This window comes from Cryobacterium sp. 10I5, assembly GCF_035019865.1.
GTDB classification, from domain to species: Bacteria; Actinomycetota; Actinomycetes; order Actinomycetales; family Microbacteriaceae; genus Cryobacterium; species Cryobacterium breve_A.
The window spans coordinates 24,375-47,411 of record NZ_JASJVI010000019.1; the positions used below are offsets into that span (position 1 = coordinate 24,375).

The following is a 23,037-nucleotide window of genomic DNA, read 5'->3' on the forward strand; positions in this document are numbered from 1 at the left end:
GTATCCGGCGGACCCGCGGCGGGTCACGCTGCCGGGGCGCCCCGGCCGGTGTCAGGGGCACCGCTTAGACTTGGAGGCGAGATGATGACGCCCTTCGACCCGGACAACACCCCCGCACGCACTTCCTCGGCAACGCCGATAATCCTGGATGGCTACGGTGCCGGCTATGGCCCCGGCCCCGGCGGCCCCACAGAAGAGCCCGGCCACCGGCAGAGCCCCCTGCTGGACGGGCTCAACCCACAGCAGCTCGAGGCCGTCGAATACCGTGGCCCCTCCCTCCTCATCATCGCGGGCGCGGGAAGTGGCAAGACGAGCGTGCTGACCCGGCGCATCGCGAGCCTGCTCGAGACCCGGGAGGCATACCCGAGCCAGATCCTCGCGATCACCTTCACCAACAAGGCCGCCGCCGAGATGCGCGAGCGCGTCAAAGTGCTCCTCGGAGAGGGGGCCGAGGGGATGTGGATCTCGACGTTCCACTCGTCCTGTGTGCGGATCCTGCGCAGCGAGGCCGAAAGCGCGGGCCTCTCGTCGAGCTTCAGCATCTACGACTCCGCGGACACGAAGGTCACCCTCAAGCGCATCATCAAGTCGCTCGATGCCGACACGTACGGATTCACGCCCGGCAACGCCGCCGCGAAGATCTCCAAGCTCAAGAACGAGCTCGCCGACGTCGATTCCTACGCGCGCAACGCCAATCTCAGTGACCCGCAGGAGGTCATGTTCATCGAGATCTTCCGCCAGTACACGCAACGGCTGCGCGCGGCGAACGCCCTCGACTTCGACGACCTGATCGGCGAGACGGTCTACCTCTTCCGCGCGTTCCCGCGGGTCGCCGCAACTTACCGTCGCCGCTTCCGGCACATCCTCGTCGACGAATACCAGGACACCAACCACGCCCAGTACTCCCTCGTGCGCGAGCTCACTCTCCCCGTCACCCCTGAGCTCGCCGACGAGCTCGAGGCGACCGGCGTGCACGTGCGCAACCTGCGCGAACCGAGCGGCGGCATCCCCGGGGCCTCCCTCACCGTCGTCGGCGACTCCGACCAGTCCATCTATGCCTTCCGCGGCGCCGACACCCGCAACATCAGCGAATTCGAACGCGACTTCCCCGGCACCAAGGTCATCCTGCTCGAGCAGAACTACCGCTCGACCCAGAACATCCTCTCCGCGGCGAACGCCGTGATCGGCCACAACTTCGACCGCAAAGAGAAGAAGCTGTGGAGCGCGGGTGGCGACGGCGAAAAGATCGTGGGCTACACCGCGTACAACGGGCACGACGAGGCCCAGTTCGTCGCGGACGAGATCGAGACCCTGCACGGGGCGGGCATGGCCTACCGGGACATGGCGGTGTTCTACCGCACCAACGCCCAGACCAGGGCGCTCGAGGAGATCTTCGTCCGCGCCGCCGTGCCATACCGCGTCGTCGGCGGCACCAAATTCTACGAGCGAGCCGAGATCAAGGACGCCCTCGCCTACCTGATCGCCGTTGCCAACCCCGACGACGAGCTCGCCCTGCGGCGCATCCTGAACACCCCCAAGCGCGGCATCGGCCCCGCCACCGAGACCGGGCTCGGCAGCTTCGCCGAGGCCAACCAGATCAGCTTCCGCGAGGCCATGCGCGACTCCGCATCGCTCGGACTCGGCCCGAAGGTCACCGGTGCGATCCTTCAACTGGCCGGCGTGCTCGACGAGGCCGCCCTCAAGATCGACCCCGCGTATCCCGGCGGGCCGGTGAACGTCTCCGAGCTGCTGACCTTCGTGCTCGAGGGCAGCGGGCTGCTCACCGTGCTGCGCAACAGCCGCGACCCTCAGGACGAAGCACGGGCCGAGAACATCGAGGAACTCGTCGCGCAGACGAAGGACTTCAACCGGGAGAACCCGGACGCCGGCCTCGTCGACTTCCTCACCCAGGTGTCGCTCGTCGCTGCAGCCGACGACCTCGACGACGCCTCGGGCACCGTCTCCCTGATGACCCTGCACACCGCGAAGGGACTCGAGTACGAGGCCGTGTTCCTGACCGGGGTCGAGGAGGGGCTGCTGCCCCACCAGATGTCGGCGAACGAGCCCGGCGGCCCCGCCGAGGAACGCCGACTCTTCTATGTCGGCATCACCCGGGCAAGGCAGCGCCTCTACCTCTCGCTCGCGATGACCCGCGCCCAGTTCGGCGAGATCAACGTGGCCATGCCGAGCCGCTACCTGCAGGAAATCCCGGCCACTCTGATCGACTGGAAGCAGTCGCCCGGCATGGCCAACTCGCGAAACGGCACCCAGTCGCGTGCGCTCAATCGCAGGGACGGCTTCGGCGGCGGCTTCAACTCCACCCGCAGCGGTTTCAGCGAGCTGCCGCCCGCCCCGAAACCGAAGACCGAATGGGCGAACGCCGTCACCCAGGTCCGCGACAACGGCGACCTCGAGCTCGCCGCCGGCGACCGGATCCGGCACTCGAGCTTCGGCGACGGTCGCGTCAACCAGGTCACCGGCGAAGGCACCAAGCGGGTCGCACATGTCCAGTTCGACTCGGCGGGCGCAAAGAAGCTCCTGATCAAGATCGCGCCCATCGAGAAGATCTAGTGCCGAGAGAGCTCGTTCCCGGGCCCCCTGAGACTCCGGGGAGCCCGGAAACTCCGGCGGCCCCCGAGACCCTGCTCGCCCGGCTCAGGTCCCTGCGCGCACTCGACGTCGAGGTCGCGCTGCGGGCCAGCCTCGCCGTGGCGATCCCCCTCATCGTGCTCATCGCCGCCGGTCGGATCGACTGGACCGCATACGCGTCCTTCGGCGCGATGACCTCCCTTTACGGCCGCGGAGAGCCGTACCGGCTCCGGGCGCGCACGATCACGATCGCCGGCGCCTTCCTGCTCGGGAGCATCGCCCTCGCTCTCGGCGTCGCCGTCGCCGGCGCTGGACTGCCGCTCCTCGTCGGCGGACTGCTGCTCGTGGTCATCGGCGGCATCCTCGTGGCGACGACGGCCGGGCTCGTGCCTGGCACGCCGCTGTTCTTCGTCTTCGCGTTCTCCGTGTGCGCGCAACTGCCGACTCCGCCGGGCGAGGTCGGCGAGCGGATGCTCGTCGCCACCGGCGCCGCCGTGCTCGCCTGGCTGCTCACCATGTCCGGCTGGGGCCTCCGGCGGATGTTCGAGCCGCATTCGACCGGCCTGTTCAAGGACCTGCCGCGCGCTCCGCGGCTTCGCCCTGCCACCTACCGCGACCCTCAGGTCTGGCTGGTGATCCTGCAGAACGTGGTCGGCGTGCTCCTCGCTGGAGGCCTCGCCCTGATCGTGGGCATCGGGCACCCCTACTGGGCCGTCGTCGCCGTCGTCGCGGTGCTGCCACCGCCCCGGGCGGCCCACTCGATCTCCCGGGCCGTGCACCGCGTGGCCGGGACGGCACTCGGCGTGGTGGTGACCGGTCTCGTGCTGCTGCCCGGGCCATCCGTCGCCTGGCTCGTCGTCGTGATCACGGTCAGCCAGTTCGGCGCCGAGATCCTGGTCGGCAAGCACTACGGCGCTGCTCTGCTCTTCATCACCCCGCTCGCCCTCTCCGTCGTGCACCTCGGCAGCCCCGTTCCGGTGCCCGCCCTGCTCGTCGACCGGATCGTCGAGACTGCACTCGGGGCAGGGGTCGCGATCCTGCTCGTGCTGCTGTTCCGGTTCGGGGCCGGTCTCGCCGCCCCAGATCGCGACCGCCGGGGAACAACCAAAGCCCCCAGCGCTTCATAGCCGGTTCATAGGCTTTCGCAAGCCTCCACATGGGCGGTGGCCCGATGCTCGGAATATGAGCCTCGACACCAGACCCCTGCTCCTCCAGCAGCGTCTCCCCGAGCCGACGCAGACCAGCCGTCGGCCCGCCCCGCGCGTCAACCCGAACTACCCGAGACGGATGCGCCTCGCTGACACCCTGCAGGTGCTCTGCATTGTCTCGGTCGCGCTCGCCGTTGCCCTCTTCCTCGGCTCCGGCGGGGCAGCCCGCTTCGGCACCCCCGCGGACGCGCTCACCTCGATCGGGATCCTGACCGGCCTCGTCGGCACCGACCTGCTCCTCGTGATGCTGCTGCTCGCCGCCCGGCTGCCCGCGATCGACCGGGCCTTCGGCCACGACAGCGCAATGGCGCTGCACCAGTCGCTCGGCAAGCCCGCGCTCTACCTGATCTTCGCCCACGCGGTGTTCCTGATCATCGGCTACGCCCTCTCGAGCGAGGTGAACGTGTTCGCCGAGACCTGGAGCATGCTCACCGGGATGCCCGACATGCTCCTGGCGTTCATCGCCCTCGGCCTGCTCGTCCTCGTGGTCGTCACCTCGCTCGTCATCGTGCGCCACCGCCTGCCCTACGAGGTCTGGCACATCGTGCACCTGCTCTCCTACGTCGCCGTGCTCGGCGCACTGCCGCACATGCTGACCGCAGGCACGGTCCTGGTCATCGGTTCTCCGCAGTGGTACTACTGGCTCGCCCTGTATGCCGGCGTGGCCGGATCCGTCGTGGTCTACCGGGTTGTGCTCCCCATCGTGCGGTCGCTGCGCTCCCGGCTCGTGGTCGCCGGCGTCGACCGCGAGGCGCCCGGAGTCGTGTCGATCCGCCTCTCCGGCCGAAAGCTGCACCACCTGCAGGCGAGCGCAGGCCAGTTCTTCATCTGGCGGTTCTGGACGCCGGGTCAGTGGTGGCAGGCCCACCCGTTCTCGCTCTCGGCCGCGCCTGCCCACAACTCTCTCCGGGTCACGGTTCGCGCCCTCGGCGACGGCTCGACCGACCTCGCCTCGGTGCCCATCGGCACCCGGGTGAGCTTCGAAGGCCCGTACGGGCTCTTCACCGACCGGGCCAGGACCAGCCCACGGATCGTGCTCGTCGCCGCCGGCATCGGGGTCGCCCCAATCCGGGCGCTGTTGGAAACGGCGACCTTCGCGCCGGGGCAGGCGACCGTGCTGCTGCGCTCGCACTCGGTGGCCGACAGCTACCTCGTCGAGGAGATCGCCGAGCTCTGCCGCCTCCGGGGCGCCGAATTCCGCATCATCACCGGCAAGCGTGCCCCCGGAGCCCACAGCTGGCTGCCCGGAGACGCCGTGAACGCGCGGATTTCCCTGAAGACCCTCGTTCCGATGCTCGGCGAATCGGACGTCTACATTTGCGGCCCGCGGCGGTGGACCGACGAGGTCGTGCGGGACGCCCGCTCGGCCGGGCTGCCCACGCAACAGATCCACTTCGAAAGGTTTGACTGGTGAGAAAACGAGCAGCGGCTGCGGCCGCTACAGCGTCCCTGTCCGTTCTGGCGATCGGGTGGGCGGTCGGGTCCCCGGCAGTCGCCTCCCTGCAGAACACCCTGGGCGCCGCCCTGACGGATGTGACGACCTCGGCCGCCGCACCGGCCGTGGTCGCGTCGACTCCGACCGCGACGGCCACTGCCGCGGCAACTGCCTCGACAGCCACGGCGACTCCGACCGCGCCCGCGACACCGGCGCCCGCGGCAACGACGACCGGGATCACCGGCACCTTCACCGGCTCGGTCGTCGCCACCCGGTTCGGCAACATGCAGGTTTCGGTCACCCTCGCGGACGGCACGATCACCGACGTCACGGCGCTCCAGCTGACCGACAAGGACTCCAGGTCGGTGCAGATCAGCAACCGGGCCGCGCCCGTGCTCAAGTCCGAAGTGCTGAAAGCCCAGTCCGCCGCGGTGGCGAACGTGAGCGGCGCGACCTACACGACCCAGGGGTACCTCACCTCGTTGCAGGCGGCGCTCGACGCCGCCGGGTTCTAGCCGCGGGCATCCATTGTGCGGCGCCGGAGGGGAACCTGTGAACTCGTGCAGCGCACATTGGCGACGCACAGGTTCCTCTCAGGTCCTCGATAGAGATTCATTGGATTCGCCGGGGATGCTCACCCTATGAGCCTCGACACGCGTGCACGACAGCACAACGCCCGGCCGCGCATCCACCCGAATTACCCGCGGCGGATGCGTCTGGCCGACACCCTGCAAATCCTCGCGGTGGTCTCGGTGGCGCTCGTCGTCGCGGTCTTCCTCGCCGACGGGGGAGCGGCCAGAATCACCACGCCGGCGGACGCCATCACGGCACTCGGCATCGTCACCGGCCTGGTCGGAACCGACCTGCTGCTCGTGATGATGCTGCTCGCCGCGCGGCTGCCCGCGATCGACAGGGCCTTCGGCCACGACAGCGCGATGGCGCTGCACCAGTCGCTCGGCAAGCCGGCGCTCTACCTGATCCTCGCCCACGCCGTGCTGCTCACCATCGGGTATGCACTCGTGCAGCCCGCCGGGTTCTTCGACGAGGTCTGGATCATGTTCTCCTCACTCCCGGACATGCCGCTCGCGTTCCTCGGCCTGGGCCTGCTCATCGCCGTCGTGATCACCTCGCTCGTCATCGTGCGGCACAAGTTCCGCTACGAGGTGTGGCACCTCGTGCACCTGCTGTCCTACGTCGCCGTGCTCGTCGCGATTCCGCACCAGCTCAGCGTCGGCACCCTGTTCCGCGAGGGGTCCCTGCAGCGCTACTACTGGCTCGCCCTGTATGCCGGCGTCGCCGGGTCCATCATCCTCTTCCGCTTCATCGTCCCGATCGTGCGCTCGCTCAGGGCCCGGCTCACCGTGGTCGGAGTCGACCAGGAAGCCCGCGGAGTCGTCTCGATCCGCCTCTCCGGGCGTCAGCTGCGCAGCCTCAAGGCGAAGTCCGGCCAGTTCTTCATCTGGCGGTTCTGGACCCCCGGGCTGTGGTGGCAGGCGCACCCGTTCTCGCTCTCTGCCGCGCCGACCCACAATTCCCTCCGCATCACGGTGCGCGGGCTCGGCGACGCATCGTCCACGCTCCCGCGCCTGCCTGTCGGCACCCGGGTGAGCTTCGAAGGCCCGTACGGACTCTTCACCGACTTCGCCCGCACCTCGCCGCGGATCGTCCTGATCGCCGCGGGCATCGGGGTCGCTCCGATCCGCTCCCTTCTCGAGACCGCCACGTTCGCCCCCGGGCAGGCGACCGTGCTCCTCCGGTCGAGCACCGTCGACGACACCTACCTCGTCGAAGAACTCGCGGCCCTCTGCCGGGCACGTGGAGCCGAACTGCGCATCATCGCCGGCAAACGCGCCCCGGGAACCAGTAGCTGGCTCCCCGGCGATGCGGTCCGGGCCCGGATCACGCTCGCGACCCTCGTCCCCAAGCTCCGCGAGGCCGACGTGTACATCTGCGGGCCACGCAAGTGGACGGACGAGGTCGTGCGGGACGCCCGGTCGGCAGGCCTGCCGACCCGGCAGATCCACTTCGAAAGGTTCGACTGGTGAGGGCCCGCGCAGTCAGCCTGGCCACCCTGGCGTCCCTGTCCGTGCTCGCCGTCGGTTGGCAGGTCGGCGCCCAGGCGAACGCCTCGATGCAGGCACTCTCCGCGCCGCAGGCCGTGCCCGCGACGATCCCGGCGCCGAGCGCCGGCCCGGCGACACCGACACCGGTCGCCTCCGCGCCTGCCGTGTCCGGTCCGGTGGCGACGTCTGCCGGTTCCACAGCCACCGCTCCGACAGCGGCGGCCCCTGCTCCGGCGGCGCCCGCCCCGGCGGCCCGGCCGACGGGGACCTTCACGGGATCATCCGTGCGGACCCCGTACGGGCCCGTCCAGGTCTCCGTCACGATCGCCAACGGCACGATCACCGAGGTCACCGCCCTGCAGCTGACCAACGACGGCGGCCGCTCTGTCGCGATCAGCGCGCAGGCCGCCCCCATCCTCCGCTCCGAGGTGCTCTCCGCCCAGTCCGCGAAGGTCAGCAACGTCAGCGGCGCCACATACACGACGAGGGGCTACCTCACCTCCGTCCAGGCGGCGCTCGACACGGCCGGGTTCTAGGCCGTGCAGCCGGCGAGGGCCGCCGCTAGCGTGGGAGGCATGGACGCGCAGACCTTCGAGACCATGGGCACCGTCGTGAGCCTCAGAATCGGCGGCGCGGCGGGCGACGGCGACCGCGCCGGAGTCCCCTCGCCGGAGGCGGCCCTCGACGCCGTGCGAAACGTGTTCACCCGCTGGGACGAGCGGTTCAGCCTGTACCGGCCCGATTCGGAGATCAGCAGGATCGCGCGCGGCGACATCCGCCTCACCCAGGCGAGTGCCGAACTGCGGGACTGCTACGCCGTCGCGCTCGACTGGCGCGATAAGACGGACGGCGTCTTCACGCCGCACCGCGCCGACGGTGTGCTCGACCTGTCCGGGGTCGTGAAAAGCCTCGCGATCGCGGAAGCGGGGGAGGCCCTGCGGGGCCTCGGCCTTTCGGAGTGGTCGGTCAACGCCGGAGGAGACCTGCTCGTGAACGGCGACCAGTCACCGGGCCAGGACTGGGTGGCCGGCATCGTCGACCCGGCAAGCCGGCAGGAACTCCTGGCCTCCGTGCCGCTCGTCGCCCCGGTGCGGGCCGTCGCGACCTCGGGAAGCGCCGAGCGCGGGGAGCACATCTGGACCAGCGTGGGCGGCGGGCCCTCGCCGTACCGGCAGGTCAGCGTGATCGGGCTCGACATCGTGACCGTCGACGTGCTGGCCACCACGATCGTCGCCGGAGGCGAGGCGGCGCTGAACCGCAGCGTCGAGACCTTCCCGATCGAGGTGCTCGCAGTCCTGCAGGACGGTTCGCTCGTCGCCACAGCGGGACTGCGCTCCCGCAACGGCTGAGCAGGCCTGCGGCTCCGCACGGGCTCCACGCCGCTTCGGAACGGTTGTGCACAGGGTCGATCGGCCCCTTGTCGGTGGCGGGGCGGTGGCGTACCGTTGCTCGCGCGGGGGCACCCAGCGGGGGACGTCCCTCTTCCGACGAGGAGGCAGCCACAATGAGAATTGACCCGGACGGACTCTGGCCACGGCGCACAGACTCCGGCAGCGATGGACTGGACGAAGATCGCGACATCGACGACGTCGGGCTCACCCTCGAGGATGACCTGGTTCCGGAAGACAACCCGGACGATGATCTCGATTGGACCATCGACGCCGACGACCGCGCCGTCGAGCAGGACGACGAGGACGAGGACGATCGCGGCGTCGACGAGCACAGCATCATCGACATCGATGATGCCGACGAGTTCGACGACGTCGACGACTACGAACGGTAACCCGGGGCGGCTCAGCTCGGGCGGAGCAGGCGGTGGTCGGGGTCGAGCGTGCCGAGCAGGCTGCCGCAGATTTCGGAGAGCTGGCTGACCTGCCCGGGAGTCAGGGAATCGAAGACGACCGAGCGCACCTCCTCGACGTGGCCGGGCGCGCTCGCGACGACCTTCGCCCAGCCGGCCTCGGTCAGCTGGGCGATCGAGGTACGGCCGTCGCTCGGTGAGGCGCACCGGGTCAACAGGCCCTGGACTTCGAGCCGGGCGATCACGTGCGACAGCCGGGAGAGCGACGAGTTCGTGCGTGCGGCGAGCTCGCTCAGGGCCAGGGAACGCTCGGTGCTCTCCGAGATCATCGCGAGCACGTAGTACTCGAAGTGGCTCAGCCCGGCATCCCGTTTCAGCTGCGTCTCGAGTCGTCCCGGCAAGTGCATGGTCACGGCCATCAGGCGCAGCCAGGCTTCGCGTTCGTCATCTGTCAGCCAGCGCGGTTCGGTCATGCCGAGAATTCTACCGGTTAACTTGACGGTTCAACTAAAGAGTCCTAGTCTTTAGTTGTTGCTTCAAGTAATTGTGACGGGAATCCCGCCGGAGGCAGCATCCACTCGACACTTTTCCGGAGGAAGAACGACTATGACGAACATCACGATCATCGGCAGCGGCAACATGGCTCGCGGCATCGGCACCCGTGCCGTCGTCGCCGGAAGCGGCCTCCAGATCCTCGATCGCGACCCGGCCAAGGCCGCGTCTCTTGCCGCGGAGCTCGGCGCCGAGGTTACCTCTGGCACGCTGACCAGCCCGCTCACCGGCGAGATCGTGGTGCTCGCGCTTCCGTTCGACGCGGCCAAGGAGGTCGTCACCGCCCTGGGTGCCGCCCTGTCCGGCAAGACCGTGATCGACATCACCAACCCCGTCGACTTCAACACCTTCGACTCCCTCGTCGTCGCCCCCGGCACCTCCGCAGCCGAAGAACTCGCCGCGCTCGCCGCGCCCGGAGCGACCGTCGTCAAGGCCTTCAACACGACCTTCGCCGGTGCACTCGTCGCGGGCACGGCCGCGGGCCTCCCGCTCGACGTGTTCATCGCCTCCGACTCCGACGAGGCGAACGCGGCCGTCGCCGCCTTCGTCACCGCCGCCGGCCAGCGCCCGATCGTCGTCGGCCCGCTGCGTCGTGCCCGCGAGCTCGAGGGTTTCCAGTTCCTCGTGATGACCCTGCAGGCCAACCCGGCATTCGAGGACTTCAACTGGAACACCTCGCTGAAGGTGCTCGTCTAACCGGCCGACCCCGGCATCCCCCTGCCAGCGCCCGCACCCGCGTAGCGCTGGCAGTGCCATGTCCGCCGTTGTTGAGGCATGACTCCTGCACATTCAGCGGAAGCGACGCCCGAGCCCCGGAAACACCGGGTCACCGCAGCGGCGGCTTTCCCACCGCCCGGAGATGTGCAGGAGTCATGCCACTGACGGCGAGGTTGCGGAAGGGTGCGGCTACTGGATCTGCGTCGTGGCCTGGCTACGGGCACGGACGCGGCGCACCAGCACCGCGATGCCGCGCCAGCCGACGAGGAACAGGCCGAGCACGATCGCCGTCACGACGATGAAGCTCGGCTGTACGCCCTGGCCGCTCACGACGCGGAGCAGCAACCCTCCCGCGACCGTCCAGAGCCAGACGCCGAGCCCGGTGTAGACGATCCGCTGCGGGGCGTGCCACGCGCGCATGATCAGCCAGCCGATCGTGAGGCCGCCCAGGAACGGCCACCAGGTCGTCAGCACGCCGAGCAGGTCCTCGCCGTGGCTCGCACGGCCGATCGCGGCGAAGACGAGCACGAGGGCGGCGTCGATGCCCGCCGCGAGCAGGGCGGATGCGTGGAGCGTACGTGGTGAAGACATGGCACCAGCCTACGGTCAGACCGAGGTGCCGATGAGGCCGCCGATCGCCCACGTGACGCCGAGGGCGAGCAGGCCTCCGACGAGGACCCGGGCGATCGCGCGGCCGCGGGGACTGCCGCCGAGGTAGGCACTCAGCCAGCCGGTGATCGAGAGGGCGACCGCCACCGCGAGAAATGTTGCAGGCAGCCGCCACGCCGGCGGTGGCAGCAGCACGGCGAGCAGCGGCAGGATCGCGCCGACCGTGAACGCGAGCGCGGACGCGAACGCCGCATGCCACGGGTTGGGGAGTTCTTCGGTGCCGATGTGTAATTCCACCTCGAGGTGCGCGGCAAGGGCGTCGTGCGCCGTGAGCTCGTCGGCGACGCGCCGGGCCGTGTCCGCGCTCAGTCCCTTGGCGCGGTACATCTCGGCGAGCTCGGCGAGCTCCTGGTCGGGCAGGTTGGCGAGCTCCCACCGCTCCTTGGCGATCAAGGCGCGCTCGGTGTCACGCTGGCTGCTGACTGAGACGTATTCGCCGAGGGCCATCGAGATCGCCCCGGCGAGCAGGCTCGCGACTCCGGCGATCAGGATCGCCGCGGAATCCGGTGTCGCCGCCGCGACGCCCACCACCAGGGCGGCGACGGAGACGATGCCGTCGTTCGCGCCGAGCACACCGGCGCGCAGCCAGTTGAGCCGTTCGGCGTGGCCGGGGGCGTGCGGTTCGATGCCGTGATCGAGTTCAGTCATGCCGGAAGTCAAGCAGCCCCGGTGCGTTCGCGCTACTCACGGGTGCCCCGGCCCGGCGGCCCCGGCCCGGCGTACCCGTGACCCGGCGCGCCCGTGGCCCGGTGGCCCGCTATCCAGCGCGGCCCCGTTGCCGTGGGATCCGTCGTGCTGGAGGATGGTGTCGTGATTCTGGTGGTCGTGCTGACGCTCGCGTCCGCGCTGTCCTATGGCGTTTCGGATTTCTTCGGAACCCTCGGCGCACGGCGGTTCGGAGTGCTGCCCGCGACGACCCTGACCTACCTGTGGGCGACGGTCACACTCAGCGCGGGCCTGCTTTCCGTGGGCGGAACCTGGTCGGAGGGCGCCGTGTTCTGGGGCGCGGTCTCGGGAGCGGCGGCCGTCGTCGGTTTCGTGCTGTTCTACCAGGCGCTCACTGTGGGTCCCGTGAGCGTGCTCTCCCCGGTCATCGGCCTCCTGGTCGCCGGTGTGCCGGTCGGCGTCGCCACCGTTGCCGGCACGCAGCTCTCCGGTGCGGCCTGGGTCGCCGTTGGTCTCGCCCTCGCGAGTGCCGTGCTGGTGTCGACCTCGCGCCGCGAGGGAAGCGCGCGGGTGTCCCGCCAGGCCTGGACCGTCGGCATCGGTTCCGGGATCGCGTTCGGTCTGTCCGTCGTCGCCCTCTCTTTCGCCCCCGGCTCCGCCGGGTTGGTCCCGGCCTTCGTAGAGATCGGCCTCGGCCTCCTGCTCCTCCTGGTGCTCGGGATGTGGCGCAGGATGTCCGCCGGCCTGCGCCCGTTCTCGCTCGGTCCGCTTCGCTCGGTGGGTTCGCGCTGGATCGGCGGGAGCATGATCGCCGGCGTATTGCTCGGCGTCGGGGACGCCCTTCTGCTCATCGCCCTCTACTCCGGCAACCTCGCCGTGGTCGGCGTGCTGGTCGCCCTGTACCCCGTTGCGACGATCCTGCTGTCGATCGCCGTCCTCGGGGAGCGCCTCACGCTGCCGCAGTCCATCGGCGTCGGCACCGCCCTCGCCTCCTCCGCCCTCTTCGCGCTCGGCTGACCCCCGGCATCCGCCCCCTCGGCCACCGGACCGAACGCGCGTGTTGCGCCGCTCCGCGGGTGGCGCACCACCCGCGCAATGGCGCAACACCCGCGCTCGACATGGGAGCCTCGCGGAGGCTAGCCGGGAAGGGCGGTGCCGGCGAGGTCGGCGAGCGCGTCGTGGTACTGCCGGGTGCGGTAGTACTCGCCGTGGGTGCCGACCGCGCCCGTGTACCCGCTCGTATCGATCTCATCGGCGAACCGGTCGATCGGGTTGCCTGGCGCCCGGTTCGACCAGGCCGGGAACCCGAGCGGATCGGTCGCCCGCCACAGGCTGATCCAGCGCCCCACCGGCAGCGCGGCGGCGGGCGAGGCCGGTTCCGGCGGGAGCGGCGTCGCCCCGGCATCCGCCAGCCACGGGTCCGCGCTCCACAGCCGCGGGCGCAGGCACGGCTGGGTGCCAAGCACCTCCGGCCCGAGGATCTCGGGAAAGAACCGCCCGAAGTACGGCCGCACCTGCACGCCGAAGCTCAGCAGCGTCACCCGGTCCCGCCGCGCCGACCAGTCCGGGTGCGCGGCCAGGGAGAAGAGGGCGGCGATCGCGACGACCGTTCCCATGCTGTGGGCGGCGAGCACGACCTCCCGCCGGCGTGGCGGTGTCCCTTCCGCCCGGCCGTCCAGCCACCAGAGCACCCGGCGGCAGACCTCGGGCACGGCCCGTTCGGTGTAGCAGGGAGCCCCGAGCGGATGCCCGGCGCGCGGCAGGAAGCAGGCGAGGTCCCAGACGATCGCGAGCGGCCTCGTCGCGCGCCCAGGGGTCGGGCGAAGGACGAGTCCGGCGAGGACGATCACGGCGACGCCCGCCCAGCCGGCCATCGACACGTCGAGCCAGGCGAGCAGCCCGGGCGGGGCGGTCACGCCGTCGGCCGGGGCGGACCCCGGCGCCGCGGCATCCGCCGGCAGCAGGCGGGGCACGACGACGGTGAGGATCTCGGTCGCGAGGAGGGCGAGGAAGCCGGCCGCCGCGACGATCCCGGTGACCGGTTCGACGAGGTGCAGGCGAGCGGCGAGCGCGCGTTTCCGGTCGCGTACGGGACGCAGCAGGGCCACGAGTTCGGCCTCGGATCCCGCGGGCATCGGGGTCTCTCCGCCGGGGATGCCCGGGCCGTCTGGTTGGCCGGAGCCCGGAGCCCGGAGCTCCCGCGCCGGCGGCGGCCGTTCCGGTGGTGGATGCGGCGGCGGCTCCGCCAGAGCTGTCCGGGTGCGCCGCGTCGCCAACCCCGCTGGCCTCGCGCCGCCCGTCGCCGCCTGACCCGGGCGGGACATCGTCCGGGGTCCACTCCGCGACGCGGGGGCCGACCCGGCGCGGCCGGATCAGGGAGCAGGCGACGGAGAGCACCGCCACGGCGAGGAGCGCGAACGCAAGCCCGCCGAACCACGGGTACACGCCGGGCACGGTCAGCACGGGCGTCGCCGGTGATCCTGCCGCGTTCGTCGGCGCGCCGAGCAGGGCGCTCGCGCCCGCACCGCCGTTCAGCCAGGTGCCGACGCCGACGGTGAGGAGGCTCGACAGGATGAGCCCGACCGTGAGCGCCAGGGTCAGGAACACCGCGGGTGCGAGGCCGTGCCACGCCTCGAACCGGAGCCGGCCGCGCGGGGCGGGGTACCGGAACACGGCGCTCGCCGCGACGCAGGCGAGCATGCCGCCGAGAAGCGCGAGCAGCGTGATCGAGGAGACCTGGGACACCGAGGAAACCGCGGCCGCCGCTCCCTGGGTCGCTCCGGCGCCGGCCGCGCCGTCGTCCCCCTGCGCGGGCGGGGCAAGCCCGAGAACCAGGAGCGCCGCGAGGTGCGTCACGATGGCGAGCAGGACGAGCGCGGTGTGCCACCGGGCCCCCGCCGTGCGCGCGATCGGCTCGACGGGAAGGGTGCGGGTGCAGAACGCGGTCACGAGGGCCGCCAGGAGCAGGGCCCCCGCGACGAGGAAGACGACGCCCGCCGCCGTGCCGGACACACCCGTACTCACCCCGCCGGCCCCGCCGGCCAGGGCGGCGCAGGAGAGCACCGAGGTCAGGCTCAGCCCGGCCGCGAGGTGGGCGAGCGAGAGCCGATGGGTTTCACCGCGTCGGTTCCACAGGTGCGGCGACTCCAGCAGCGGCCGGGGCCCTGCGGGAGACGCAGCCGGGGCTCCGGGTCGCCCGTCCACCGGGCGGACGCTCGGTCCTGCCGCTGCCGGACGGGCGGCGAGGTAGCGGTCGGCGACGTCATACCGCAGACGCGCCCCGTTCGAGAGTTGCCAGATTCCGAGGATCATCGCGATCGGCGCGAGCGAGAAGAGGGCCATCCGCTGCCCGGCCGTCCACGCGGCGAGGCCGCCGAGCGCCCCGGGCAGCCCGGAGCAGACCAGGGCCCCGCCGGCGTAGCACTGCCGGGCCAACAGGTCGATGCCGAGGTTCGCGACCGTCGCGACGAGCAGCAGCGTGAGCAGCACGCCGAACAAGCGGATGATCCCTGCCCTGACGCTGAGCCCGCGCGGCACACCCTGGGTCGGGAGCCGCCAGCACCAGGCGGCGGCGTTGGCGATCGAGAACGGGAGCAGCAGGGCCCAGCCGATCCGGGCGAGTGCGGCGAGGACCGCCCAGACCGGCCCGTCCCCGCCCGGGGTGCTGCGCACCAGTCCGCCCCAGGAGTACGCCTCACGGCGGATCCGGCGCGGGACGTAACCGCGTTGTTCCGCGGCATCCGCTGCCCGGCGATGACGCCGGAGGGAGTAGTCCGTCGGCGTCCAGAAGCTGCCGAGCACGTCGCCCGCTGCGAGCTCGACCTCGTCCGGCGGCAGGTCGAGCAGCGCGAACGGCGACGTGTTGTTGATGCCGTGCACCCGCAGTTCGAGAAAGTGCGGGGGAGCGGATGTCCTGAACGGTCCGGCCATGCGCGGTCCCTTCCGGGTGTCGGGGGGTGTGGCTGGCATGGTACTGCCGCCCGGACGGTTTGGCGAGGCGGGGGTTACGTGTGACGCTAGAGTTTGAACTGGTCAGATTGTCTCGACGTCGAGCTACATTCGATGCCGGACGCTGTCCCGTCATACCCCTCGTACCCTGCAGGAACGCTCAGTCGTGGATTGGAAAGAGCAGCGTGGACCTTTACGAATATCAGGCAAGAGACCTGTTTGAGCAGTATGGAGTCCCGGTTCTGCCGGGCATCATCGCGGACACACCCGAGGAGGTGCGCGCCGCAGCGGAGAAGCTCGGCGGTGTCGTCGTCGTCAAGGCCCAGGTGAAGGTCGGCGGTCGCGGCAAAGCCGGCGGCGTCAAGGTCGCCAAGACCCCCGACGACGCCTTCGCGGCAGGACAGGCGATCCTCGGACTCGACATCAAGGGGCACACCGTCAACCGGGTCATGGTCGCCGGCGGCGCGCGCATCAAGCAGGAGTTCTACTTCTCGGTGCTGCTCGACCGGTCCAACCGCTCCTACCTCTCGCTCGCGAGCTACGAGGGCGGCGTCGAAATCGAGGTTCTCGCCGTCGAGAAGCCCGAGGCGCTCGCCTACGTCGCGATCGACCCGAACCTCGGGATCGACCTCGACACCGCCCGGCGCATCGCCGTCGAGGCGAAGTTCCCCGCCGAGCTCATTGAGAAGGTCGCCCCGGTCTTCGTTCAGCTCTACAACGTGTTCAAGGGTGAGGATGCGACCCTCGTCGAGGTCAACCCGCTCGTCCTGACCGAAGAGGGCGACATCATCGCCCTCGACGGCAAGGTCACGCTCGACGAGAACGCCGGCTTCCGCCACCCGAAGCACGCCCTGCTCGAGGATGCGGCCGCCGCAGACCCGCTCGAGGCCAAGGCCAAGCTCAACGACCTCAACTACGTCAAGCTCGACGGTGTCGTCGGCGTCATCGGAAACGGCGCAGGGCTCGTGATGTCCACGCTCGATGTGGTCGCATACGCGGGCGAGAACTTCGGCGGCGTCAAGCCGGCCAACTTCCTCGACATCGGCGGCGGAGCATCAGCTGAGGTCATGGCGGCGGGACTCGACGTCATCCTCGGCGACCCCCAGGTCAAGAGCGTCTTCGTCAACGTCTTCGGCGGCATCACCGCCTGTGACGCGGTCGCCCGTGGCATCGTCGGCGCGCTTGCCGAGCTCGGCAGCGCCGCGAACAAGCCTCTCGTCGTGCGCCTCGACGGCAACAACGTCGAGGAAGGCCGCCGCATCCTCACCGAGGCCAACCACCCGCTGGTCACCTTGGCCGCCACCATGGACGAGGGCGCCGCCAAGGCCGCCGAACTCGCCTACGCCGCGAAGTAAGGGATTTTTCGAACATGTCTATCTTCCTCAACAAGGACTCCAAGGTCATCGTCCAGGGCATCACCGGCGGTGAGGGCACCAAGCACACCGCCCTCATGCTGAAGGCGGGCACCCAGGTCGTCGGCGGCGTCAACGCCCGCAAGGCCGGCACCACCGTCGTGCACGGCGACGTCGAACTCCCCGTCTTCGGCTCGGTCGCCGAGGCCATCGAGAAGACCGGGGCGGATGTCTCGATCGCCTTCGTCCCTCCGGCCTTCACCAAGGACGCCGTGATCGAGGCCATCGACGCCGAGATCCCGCTGCTCGTCATCATCACGGAGGGCGTCCCGGTGCAGGACTCCGCCGAGTTCTGGGCATACGCCAAGGCGAAGGGCAACAAGACCCGCATCATCGGGCCGAACTGCCCCGGCATCATCACGCCGGGTGAGGCGCTCGTCGGCATCACGCCGGCGAACATCACCGCTAAGGGCCCGGTCGGCCTCGTCTCCAAGTCGGGCACCCTGACCTACCAGATGATGTACGAACTGCGCGACCTCGGCTTCTCGACCGCGATCGGCATCGGCGGCGACCCGATCATCGGAACGACCCACATCGACGCCCTCGAGGCCTTCGAGAACGACCCGGAGACCCTCGCGATCGTGATGATCGGCGAGATCGGCGGCGACGCCGAGGAGAAGGCGGCCGACTACATCCGGGCGCACGTCACCAAGCCCGTCGTCGGCTACGTCGCGGGCTTCACCGCTCCGGAGGGCAAGACCATGGGCCACGCCGGGGCGATCGTCTCCGACGGCGCCGGAACCGCCCAGGGCAAGAAGGAGGCCCTCGAGGCCGCCGGGGTCAAGGTCGGCAAGACGCCGAGCGAGACCGCGACCCTGCTGCGCGAGGTCCTCGCCGCACTGTAGTCCGGCATCCGCACGACAGAGGGGCCCGCCACCACGGCGGGCCCCTTTTTTTTCGCCTGCTTCGGCGGGGGCGCGCGGGGCGGTCAGGCGGGCGAGGTAGGCTCCCCCCGGATGAACCGCTTAACGACAGCCCTGCTCGCCGCACTCGAGGCGCTCATTGTCGTAGCCATCGGAGTCGGCGTCTCCCTCGTGCCCCTGACCATCCTCTGGGCCACCCAGTATGGCCTCGCGGTCGACTGGCTCGTCTTCTGGCGCGCCTCGGTCTCCGTCTGGCTGCTCGGCAACGGCGTGGACCTCGCCGTCCAGCTGGATCCCACCGTCGTCGCCGCTCTCGGCCTGCCCGGCGCGGAGGCCCCGTTCTCGCTCACCATCGCGCTCCTCGGCTTCGCCCTGCTCGCCCTGTTCCTCGGCAGGCACACCGGGCGCCGCGCGGCGGACTCGCCGCACCGCTGGACCGGCGTGCTGACCGCGATCCCCGTCTACGGGCTGCTCGCGACCCTGCTCACCCTCACCGTCGGCACGGATGCCCTGCAGCCGTCGGTCCCGCAGGGCGTGCTCCTGCCCACGGCCGTGTTCGCCGTCGGGGTGTTCATCGGCGCCCGCCACCGGACCGAGTCACCAGAGCATCCGGTCGCCGGCCAGGCACCGCACCTCGCGGGAGCGTCGGCGCACCCGGCGCCGGGCCGTGGAGCCACCGGCCGCCCGGACGCGACCGGAGCCGGCGCAGCCGCTTCCGGCAAGTCCCGCCCGGCCTGGCTGCGCGCCCTTCCCGCTTTCCCCGCGCTTCCGACCCTGCCGCGGTTGCCCGAGGTGCCCGCCGACTGGCGCTCGATCCTGACCGGCGCCCTCCGCGCGGGCTTCGGAGCCGCGACCGGGACGATCGGGATCGCGGCCCTCGCCGTCTTCGTGCTGATCCTCGGCAACTTCGCGACCGTCATCGGCCTCTATGAGACCGTGCAGGCCGGTGTGATGGGCGGCATCACGCTGACCATCGCCCAGCTCGCCCTGATCCCCAACCTCGTGATCTGGGCGGCGGCCTGGTTCGTCGGGCCCGGCGTCGCCGTCGGCCTCGGGTCGAGCGTGTCCCCGGTCGGCACCGTGCTCGGCCCGCTGCCCGGCCTGCCGCTGCTCGGGGTGCTCCCGCAGGGCAGTCTCGCCTTCGGCTTTCTCGGGCTCCTCGTGCCCGTCCTCTTCGGCTATCTCACGGCCGTCGCGACCCGGCAGCGCCAGTACCGGGCGGGTGGGCCCGGCGCCGATCGCGGACGGCTCGCCCTGACCGGAGTCCTCGCCGGCATCGTCGCCGGCATTATCCTCGGTTTGCTGGCCTGGTGGTCCGGCGGGGCACTCGGCCCTGGCCGGCTCGTCGACGTCGGACCGAACCCGATGCTGGTCGGCGCTTTCGCCGCGCTCGAGGTCGGCGTCGCCGCAGTGCTCGGCATGCTGACGCCCCCGATCCGGCGGCGCGTGGCCACGTCCGGCGCCACGGCTCCCGCCCCGGCCTCACCGGCGAGGACCGGCAAACGATAGGCTCGACCAGTGCTGTCATTGGTCGTATTGATTTCCGGCGGGGGATCCAACCTCCGTTCCCTCCTGGAAGCGTGCCAGGACGCCGAGTACCCGGCACGCATCGTCGCGATCGGCGCGGACCGGGATGCGGACGGCCTCGACCTCGGTGAAGAGTTCGGCGTGTCCACCTTCACGGTTCCGTACAGCTCCTTCTCGTCCCGCGAGGAGTGGGGCGACGAACTGCTCGCCGTGATCCAGCAGTGGTCGCCCGACCTCGTCGTGCTGAGCGGCTTCATGCGCCTCCTGCCCGCCCGGGTCGTCGCCGCACTGTCCCCGCACCTGCTCAACACGCATCCGGCCTACCTGCCCGAGTTCCCGGGAGCCCACGGGGTGCGCGACGCGCTCGCCGCCGGCGTTCCCGAGACCGGCGCCAGCCTCATCGTCGTCGACACCGGTGTCGACGACGGCCCCATCGTCGCGCAGGAGCGGGTGCCGGTGCTTCCGGATGACACCGAGGACTCCCTGCACGCCAGGATCAAGATCGTCGAACGACGCCTGCTCGTGCAGGCCGTTCTCGACATCGCCAACGGAAACACGAACCTCAAGGAGCACTCCCAGATATGAGCGGGCACAGCAACGACCAGAGCCTTTACCGCGAACGCGATGTCGTCCCGGTGCGGCGGGCGCTCATCTCGGTGAGCGACAAGACCGGCCTGGTCGAGCTTGCGGCCGCCCTCGTGGCGACCGGCGTCGAAATCGTGTCGACGGGGTCGACCGCTGCAAGCATCCGTGCCGCCGGCTTCGCCGTGACCGATGTCGCCACCGTCACGGGCTTCCCTGAGTCCCTCGACGGCCGGGTCAAGACCCTGCACCCCGGAGTGCACGCCGGTATCCTCGCCGACCTGCGGCTCGCCGCCCACGAGGCCCAGCTCACCGAGCTCGGCATCGCGCCCTTCGAACTCGTCGTGGTGAACCTGTACCCCTTCGTCGAGACCGTGAACTCCGGCGCCTCTGCCGCTGAGGTCATCGAGCAGATCGACATCGGCGGGCCCGCACTCGTGCGCGCAGCGGCGAAGAACCACCCGAACGTCGCGATCGTGGTCGACCCGGAGAACTACGGCGAGATCGTCACCGCCGTTGCGGCAGGGGGCACGACGCTCGAGCTGCGCCGCAAGCTCGCCTCGCTCGCCTTCGAGCACACGGCCGGCTACGACCTCAGCGTCTCCGCGTGGTTCACCGAGAACGTCTACGACCAGTGGCAGGACGACACCGAGGCCCTCGACGAGGCCATCCTCGACGAGTTCGACGCCGTGATCGGCACCGCATTCGACGACGAAGGTCCCTTCCCCGGCACCCTCGCGATCGAGGCCACCCGAGGCAGCGTGCTGCGCTACGGCGAGAACTCGCACCAGGCCGCTGCGCTCTACCTCGGCGAAGGCGGAGAAGGCATCGCCCAGGCGGTGCAGCGCCACGGCAAGGAGATGTCGTACAACAACTACGTCGACGCCGACGCCGCCGTGCGTGCCGCCTTCGACTTCGCCGAACCGGCCGTCGCCATCATCAAGCACGCCAACCCGTGCGGCATCGCCGTGGCCAACCCCAAGGCGCCGGATGCGATCGCCTCCGCCCACAAGCGCGCTCACGACTGTGACCCGGTCTCCGCCTTCGGCGGGGTCATCGCGGCCAACCGCATCGTGACCCTCGGCATGGCCGAGACCGTCAGCCAGATCTTCACCGAGGTGCTCGTCGCACCCGGCTTCGAACCGGCCGCGTTCGAACTGCTCAGCCAGAAGAAGAACATCCGCCTGCTCGAGCTTCCGGAGAACTACCACCGATCCTCGCTCGAGCTGCGCCAGATCTCCGGCGGGCTGCTCGTGCAGGAAACCGACTCCTTCGAGGACTTCGACTCCTCGACCTGGACCCTGGTCGCCGGCGAGGAGGTCGACGCGGCCACTCGGGCAGACCTCGAGTTCGCGTGGAAGGCGTGCCGGTCCGTGAAGTCGAACGCGATCCTGCTCGCCCGCTCCGGGGCATCCGTGGGCGTGGGAATGGGCCAGGTCAACCGGGTCGACTCGTGCCACCTCGCCGTGCTGCGGGCCGGGGACAGGGCCGCAGGCTCCGTGGCAGCCTCCGACGCGTTCTTCCCGTTCGCCGACGGCCTGCAGGTGCTGCTCGAGGCCGGCGTCACCGCGGTCGTGCAGCCGGGCGGCTCGGTGCGCGACCCCGAGGTCATCGCCGCTGCCACGGAGGCGGGCGTCGCGATGTACTTCACCGGGGAGCGCCACTTCTTCCACTGATCCGCAGAGGCTCCTGCCAGCGGGATCTGGCACGATGGAAGGGTCCGGGTCGCCAATCGGGGTTCCGGGCGGAGGGACACCCGTGCCGTTGCTCGATGGTTTCATTGAACCCACCTTCCTGATCGCGTTCGTCGTCGCGGTGATCAGCGCCTTTGTGATCACCGCGATCGCCGCGTTCGTCTTCCGGATGGCCGCGCGCAAGCGGGCCTGGGCGCGCACGTTCATCCGCCTGTGCCGGCGTCCGTTCCGGATCGTGATCCTGGTCGGAGCCCTCTGGATCGCCACGTCCGTGTACCTGGTCACGACACCGGAGCTGACCCTCGCCGTCGACTTCATCATGCGCGCCCTGTTCATCGCGGCGGCGACCTGGCTCCTCGCGGCGCTGCTGTACTTCTTCGAGGAGGTCATCGCCGCCCGGTACCGCATCGACGTGCGGGACAACCGGGTGGCCCGGCGGGTCCGCACCCAGCTGCGCATGCTCCGCCGGATCAGCGTCGTCGTGGTCATCGTCTGCGCGATCGGCACGGTGCTCCTGAGCATCCCCGGTGCCGCGGCGGTCGGGGCGAGCCTCTTCGCCTCCGCGGGACTCCTGAGCGTCGTCGCGGGCCTCGCCGCGCAGTCGAGCCTTGCCAACGTCTTCGCCGGGATGCAGCTCTCCTTCAGCAACGCCCTCCGCGTCGACGACGTCGTCATCGTCGAGAACGAATGGGGCAGGATCGAAGAGATCACCCTCACCTACATCGTCGTGCACATCTGGGACGACCGGCGGATGGTGCTCCCGTCCACGTACTTCACGACGACCCCGTTCCAGAACTGGACCCGTCGCACGAGCGAACTGCTCGGCTCCGTCGAGTTCGACGTCGACTGGCGGGTCAGCACCGGGGCGATGCGCGAGGAACTCAACCGGATCGTCGCGCAGACCGAGCTCTGGGACCGGCGGGTCGCCGTGCTCCAGGTGACGGATGCCGTCGGCGGCTTCGTCCGCATCCGTGTGCTGGTCTCGGCCGGGGATGCCGCGATGCTCTGGGACCTGCGCTGCATCGTGCGGGAGAACCTGGTCGAGTGGCTCGTCGCCGAGAACCCGGACGCCCTCCCGCTCGGTCGCGTCGAGGTGCGTCAGCCAGCCCGCCCGTCCGGGGCCGCGGCTCCCAGGCCGGCGGGGGCACAGCGCCCGGTCACCGAGGCGCCCGGCCTGTTCTCCGGCGACTCCGAGGCCGTGCACCGCGGCGAGGAATTCACCCGCTCGATGCCGATCCAGGAAGTCAACGACCAGAAATTCTGACCCGGCCGGCGCGGGGGCGCGAGGTCGGCCGACCCCCTGACCCACCC

At 70.4% G+C, this 23,037-nt stretch carries 22 protein-coding genes; 18 read left to right on the top strand and 4 right to left on the bottom strand.

Going from position 1 to position 23,037, the window contains the following annotated elements; genetic code table 11:
* The first annotated feature begins 81 nt into the window (after positions 1–81).
* The 8 genes from QN350_RS07595 (at position 82) to QN350_RS07630 (ending at position 9,078) form a co-directional block, all read left to right on the top strand.
* Positions 82–2,571: an ATP-dependent helicase gene (locus QN350_RS07595; protein WP_416347724.1), complete on the top strand. Its 2,490-nt coding sequence runs from the start codon at positions 82–84 to the stop codon at positions 2,569–2,571.
* Entirely contained in the window at positions 2,571–3,716 is a 1,146-nt protein-coding gene (locus QN350_RS07600; protein WP_322137973.1) for an FUSC family protein, read from the top strand. Before QN350_RS07595 ends, QN350_RS07600 begins: the two co-directional genes overlap by 1 nt.
* Before the next feature lie 55 nt (positions 3,717–3,771).
* Complete coding sequence (locus QN350_RS07605) at positions 3,772–5,211, top strand: ferredoxin reductase family protein (protein ID WP_322137972.1); 1,440 nt, start codon at positions 3,772–3,774, stop codon at positions 5,209–5,211.
* A complete protein-coding gene (locus QN350_RS07610) occupies positions 5,208–5,747 on the top strand; it encodes an FMN-binding protein (RefSeq protein ID WP_322137971.1) in 540 nt (179 codons plus the stop codon). The genes QN350_RS07605 and QN350_RS07610 overlap by 4 nt, the downstream gene beginning before the upstream one ends.
* Positions 5,748–5,873: 126 nt before the next feature.
* The gene (locus QN350_RS07615; RefSeq protein ID WP_322137970.1) at positions 5,874–7,277 is read left to right on the top strand and encodes a ferredoxin reductase family protein; all 1,404 of its coding nucleotides are present in this window, start codon (positions 5,874–5,876) and stop codon (positions 7,275–7,277) included.
* A complete protein-coding gene (locus QN350_RS07620) occupies positions 7,274–7,831 on the top strand; it encodes an FMN-binding protein (RefSeq protein WP_322137969.1) in 558 nt (185 codons plus the stop codon). The genes QN350_RS07615 and QN350_RS07620 overlap by 4 nt, the downstream gene beginning before the upstream one ends.
* A 39-nt stretch (positions 7,832–7,870) precedes the next feature.
* Positions 7,871–8,644 (top strand): FAD:protein FMN transferase, encoded by a 774-nt coding sequence (locus QN350_RS07625; RefSeq protein WP_322137968.1) that lies wholly within the window; start codon positions 7,871–7,873, stop codon positions 8,642–8,644.
* 155 nt (positions 8,645–8,799) lie between these two features.
* Positions 8,800–9,078 (top strand): hypothetical protein, encoded by a 279-nt coding sequence (locus QN350_RS07630; protein ID WP_281535858.1) that lies wholly within the window; start codon positions 8,800–8,802, stop codon positions 9,076–9,078.
* A gap of 11 nt (positions 9,079–9,089) precedes the next feature.
* On the opposite strand, the gene QN350_RS07635 is transcribed toward QN350_RS07630, so the two are convergent.
* The gene (locus tag QN350_RS07635) at positions 9,090–9,569 is read right to left on the bottom strand and encodes a MarR family winged helix-turn-helix transcriptional regulator (RefSeq protein ID WP_322137967.1); all 480 of its coding nucleotides are present in this window, start codon (positions 9,567–9,569) and stop codon (positions 9,090–9,092) included.
* Positions 9,570–9,702: 133 nt separating this feature from the next.
* Here QN350_RS07635 and QN350_RS07640 point away from each other — a divergent pair, with 133 nt between their 5' ends.
* Positions 9,703–10,344 (top strand): NADPH-dependent F420 reductase, encoded by a 642-nt coding sequence (locus tag QN350_RS07640; protein ID WP_322137966.1) that lies wholly within the window; start codon positions 9,703–9,705, stop codon positions 10,342–10,344.
* Between the two features lie 210 nt (positions 10,345–10,554).
* Here QN350_RS07640 and QN350_RS07645 read toward each other — a convergent pair whose 3' ends face one another.
* Together QN350_RS07645 and QN350_RS07650 are read right to left on the bottom strand one after the other, a co-directional pair.
* Positions 10,555–10,956, bottom strand: a complete 402-nt coding sequence (locus QN350_RS07645) for a DUF3054 domain-containing protein (RefSeq protein ID WP_322137965.1) — start codon at positions 10,954–10,956, stop codon at positions 10,555–10,557.
* A gap of 15 nt (positions 10,957–10,971) precedes the next feature.
* Entirely contained in the window at positions 10,972–11,682 is a 711-nt protein-coding gene (locus QN350_RS07650) for a VIT1/CCC1 transporter family protein (protein ID WP_281535854.1), read from the bottom strand.
* Between the two features lie 162 nt (positions 11,683–11,844).
* Between QN350_RS07650 and QN350_RS07655 the strand changes: the two genes are divergently transcribed.
* The gene (locus QN350_RS07655) at positions 11,845–12,717 is read left to right on the top strand and encodes an EamA family transporter (protein WP_323516049.1); all 873 of its coding nucleotides are present in this window, start codon (positions 11,845–11,847) and stop codon (positions 12,715–12,717) included.
* 119 nt (positions 12,718–12,836) lie between these two features.
* Here the strand turns inward: QN350_RS07655 and QN350_RS07660 are convergent, their stop codons facing one another.
* Positions 12,837–13,835, bottom strand: a complete 999-nt coding sequence (locus QN350_RS07660; protein ID WP_323516051.1) for a hypothetical protein — start codon at positions 13,833–13,835, stop codon at positions 12,837–12,839.
* Positions 13,836–13,921: 86 nt separating this feature from the next.
* Between QN350_RS07660 and QN350_RS07665 the strand changes: the two genes are divergently transcribed.
* From QN350_RS07665 to QN350_RS07700, 8 genes are all read left to right on the top strand, one after another.
* On the top strand, positions 13,922–14,950 hold the full coding sequence (locus tag QN350_RS07665) for a hypothetical protein (RefSeq protein WP_323516055.1): 1,029 nt from the start codon (positions 13,922–13,924) through the stop codon (positions 14,948–14,950).
* A gap of 192 nt (positions 14,951–15,142) precedes the next feature.
* Positions 15,143–15,421, top strand: a complete 279-nt coding sequence (locus QN350_RS07670; RefSeq protein ID WP_323516057.1) for a hypothetical protein — start codon at positions 15,143–15,145, stop codon at positions 15,419–15,421.
* Positions 15,422–15,833: 412 nt separating this feature from the next.
* Positions 15,834–17,003, top strand: coding sequence for an ADP-forming succinate--CoA ligase subunit beta (gene sucC / locus QN350_RS07675; RefSeq protein ID WP_322137962.1), 1,170 nt, complete (start codon positions 15,834–15,836; stop codon positions 17,001–17,003).
* Positions 17,004–17,017: 14 nt separating this feature from the next.
* A complete protein-coding gene (gene sucD, locus QN350_RS07680; protein WP_323516061.1) occupies positions 17,018–17,905 on the top strand; it encodes a succinate--CoA ligase subunit alpha in 888 nt (295 codons plus the stop codon).
* A 111-nt stretch (positions 17,906–18,016) separates the two neighbouring features.
* Complete coding sequence (locus QN350_RS07685) at positions 18,017–19,432, top strand: DUF6350 family protein (RefSeq protein ID WP_322137961.1); 1,416 nt, start codon at positions 18,017–18,019, stop codon at positions 19,430–19,432.
* A gap of 9 nt (positions 19,433–19,441) precedes the next feature.
* Positions 19,442–20,035: a phosphoribosylglycinamide formyltransferase gene (purN, locus tag QN350_RS07690; RefSeq protein WP_281535850.1), complete on the top strand. Its 594-nt coding sequence runs from the start codon at positions 19,442–19,444 to the stop codon at positions 20,033–20,035.
* Entirely contained in the window at positions 20,032–21,708 is a 1,677-nt protein-coding gene (gene purH / locus QN350_RS07695; protein WP_322137960.1) for a bifunctional phosphoribosylaminoimidazolecarboxamide formyltransferase/IMP cyclohydrolase, read from the top strand. Before purN ends, purH begins: the two co-directional genes overlap by 4 nt.
* Positions 21,709–21,790: 82 nt before the next feature.
* Entirely contained in the window at positions 21,791–22,990 is a 1,200-nt protein-coding gene (locus QN350_RS07700) for a mechanosensitive ion channel family protein (protein WP_322137959.1), read from the top strand.
* Positions 22,991–23,037 lie beyond the last annotated feature (47 nt).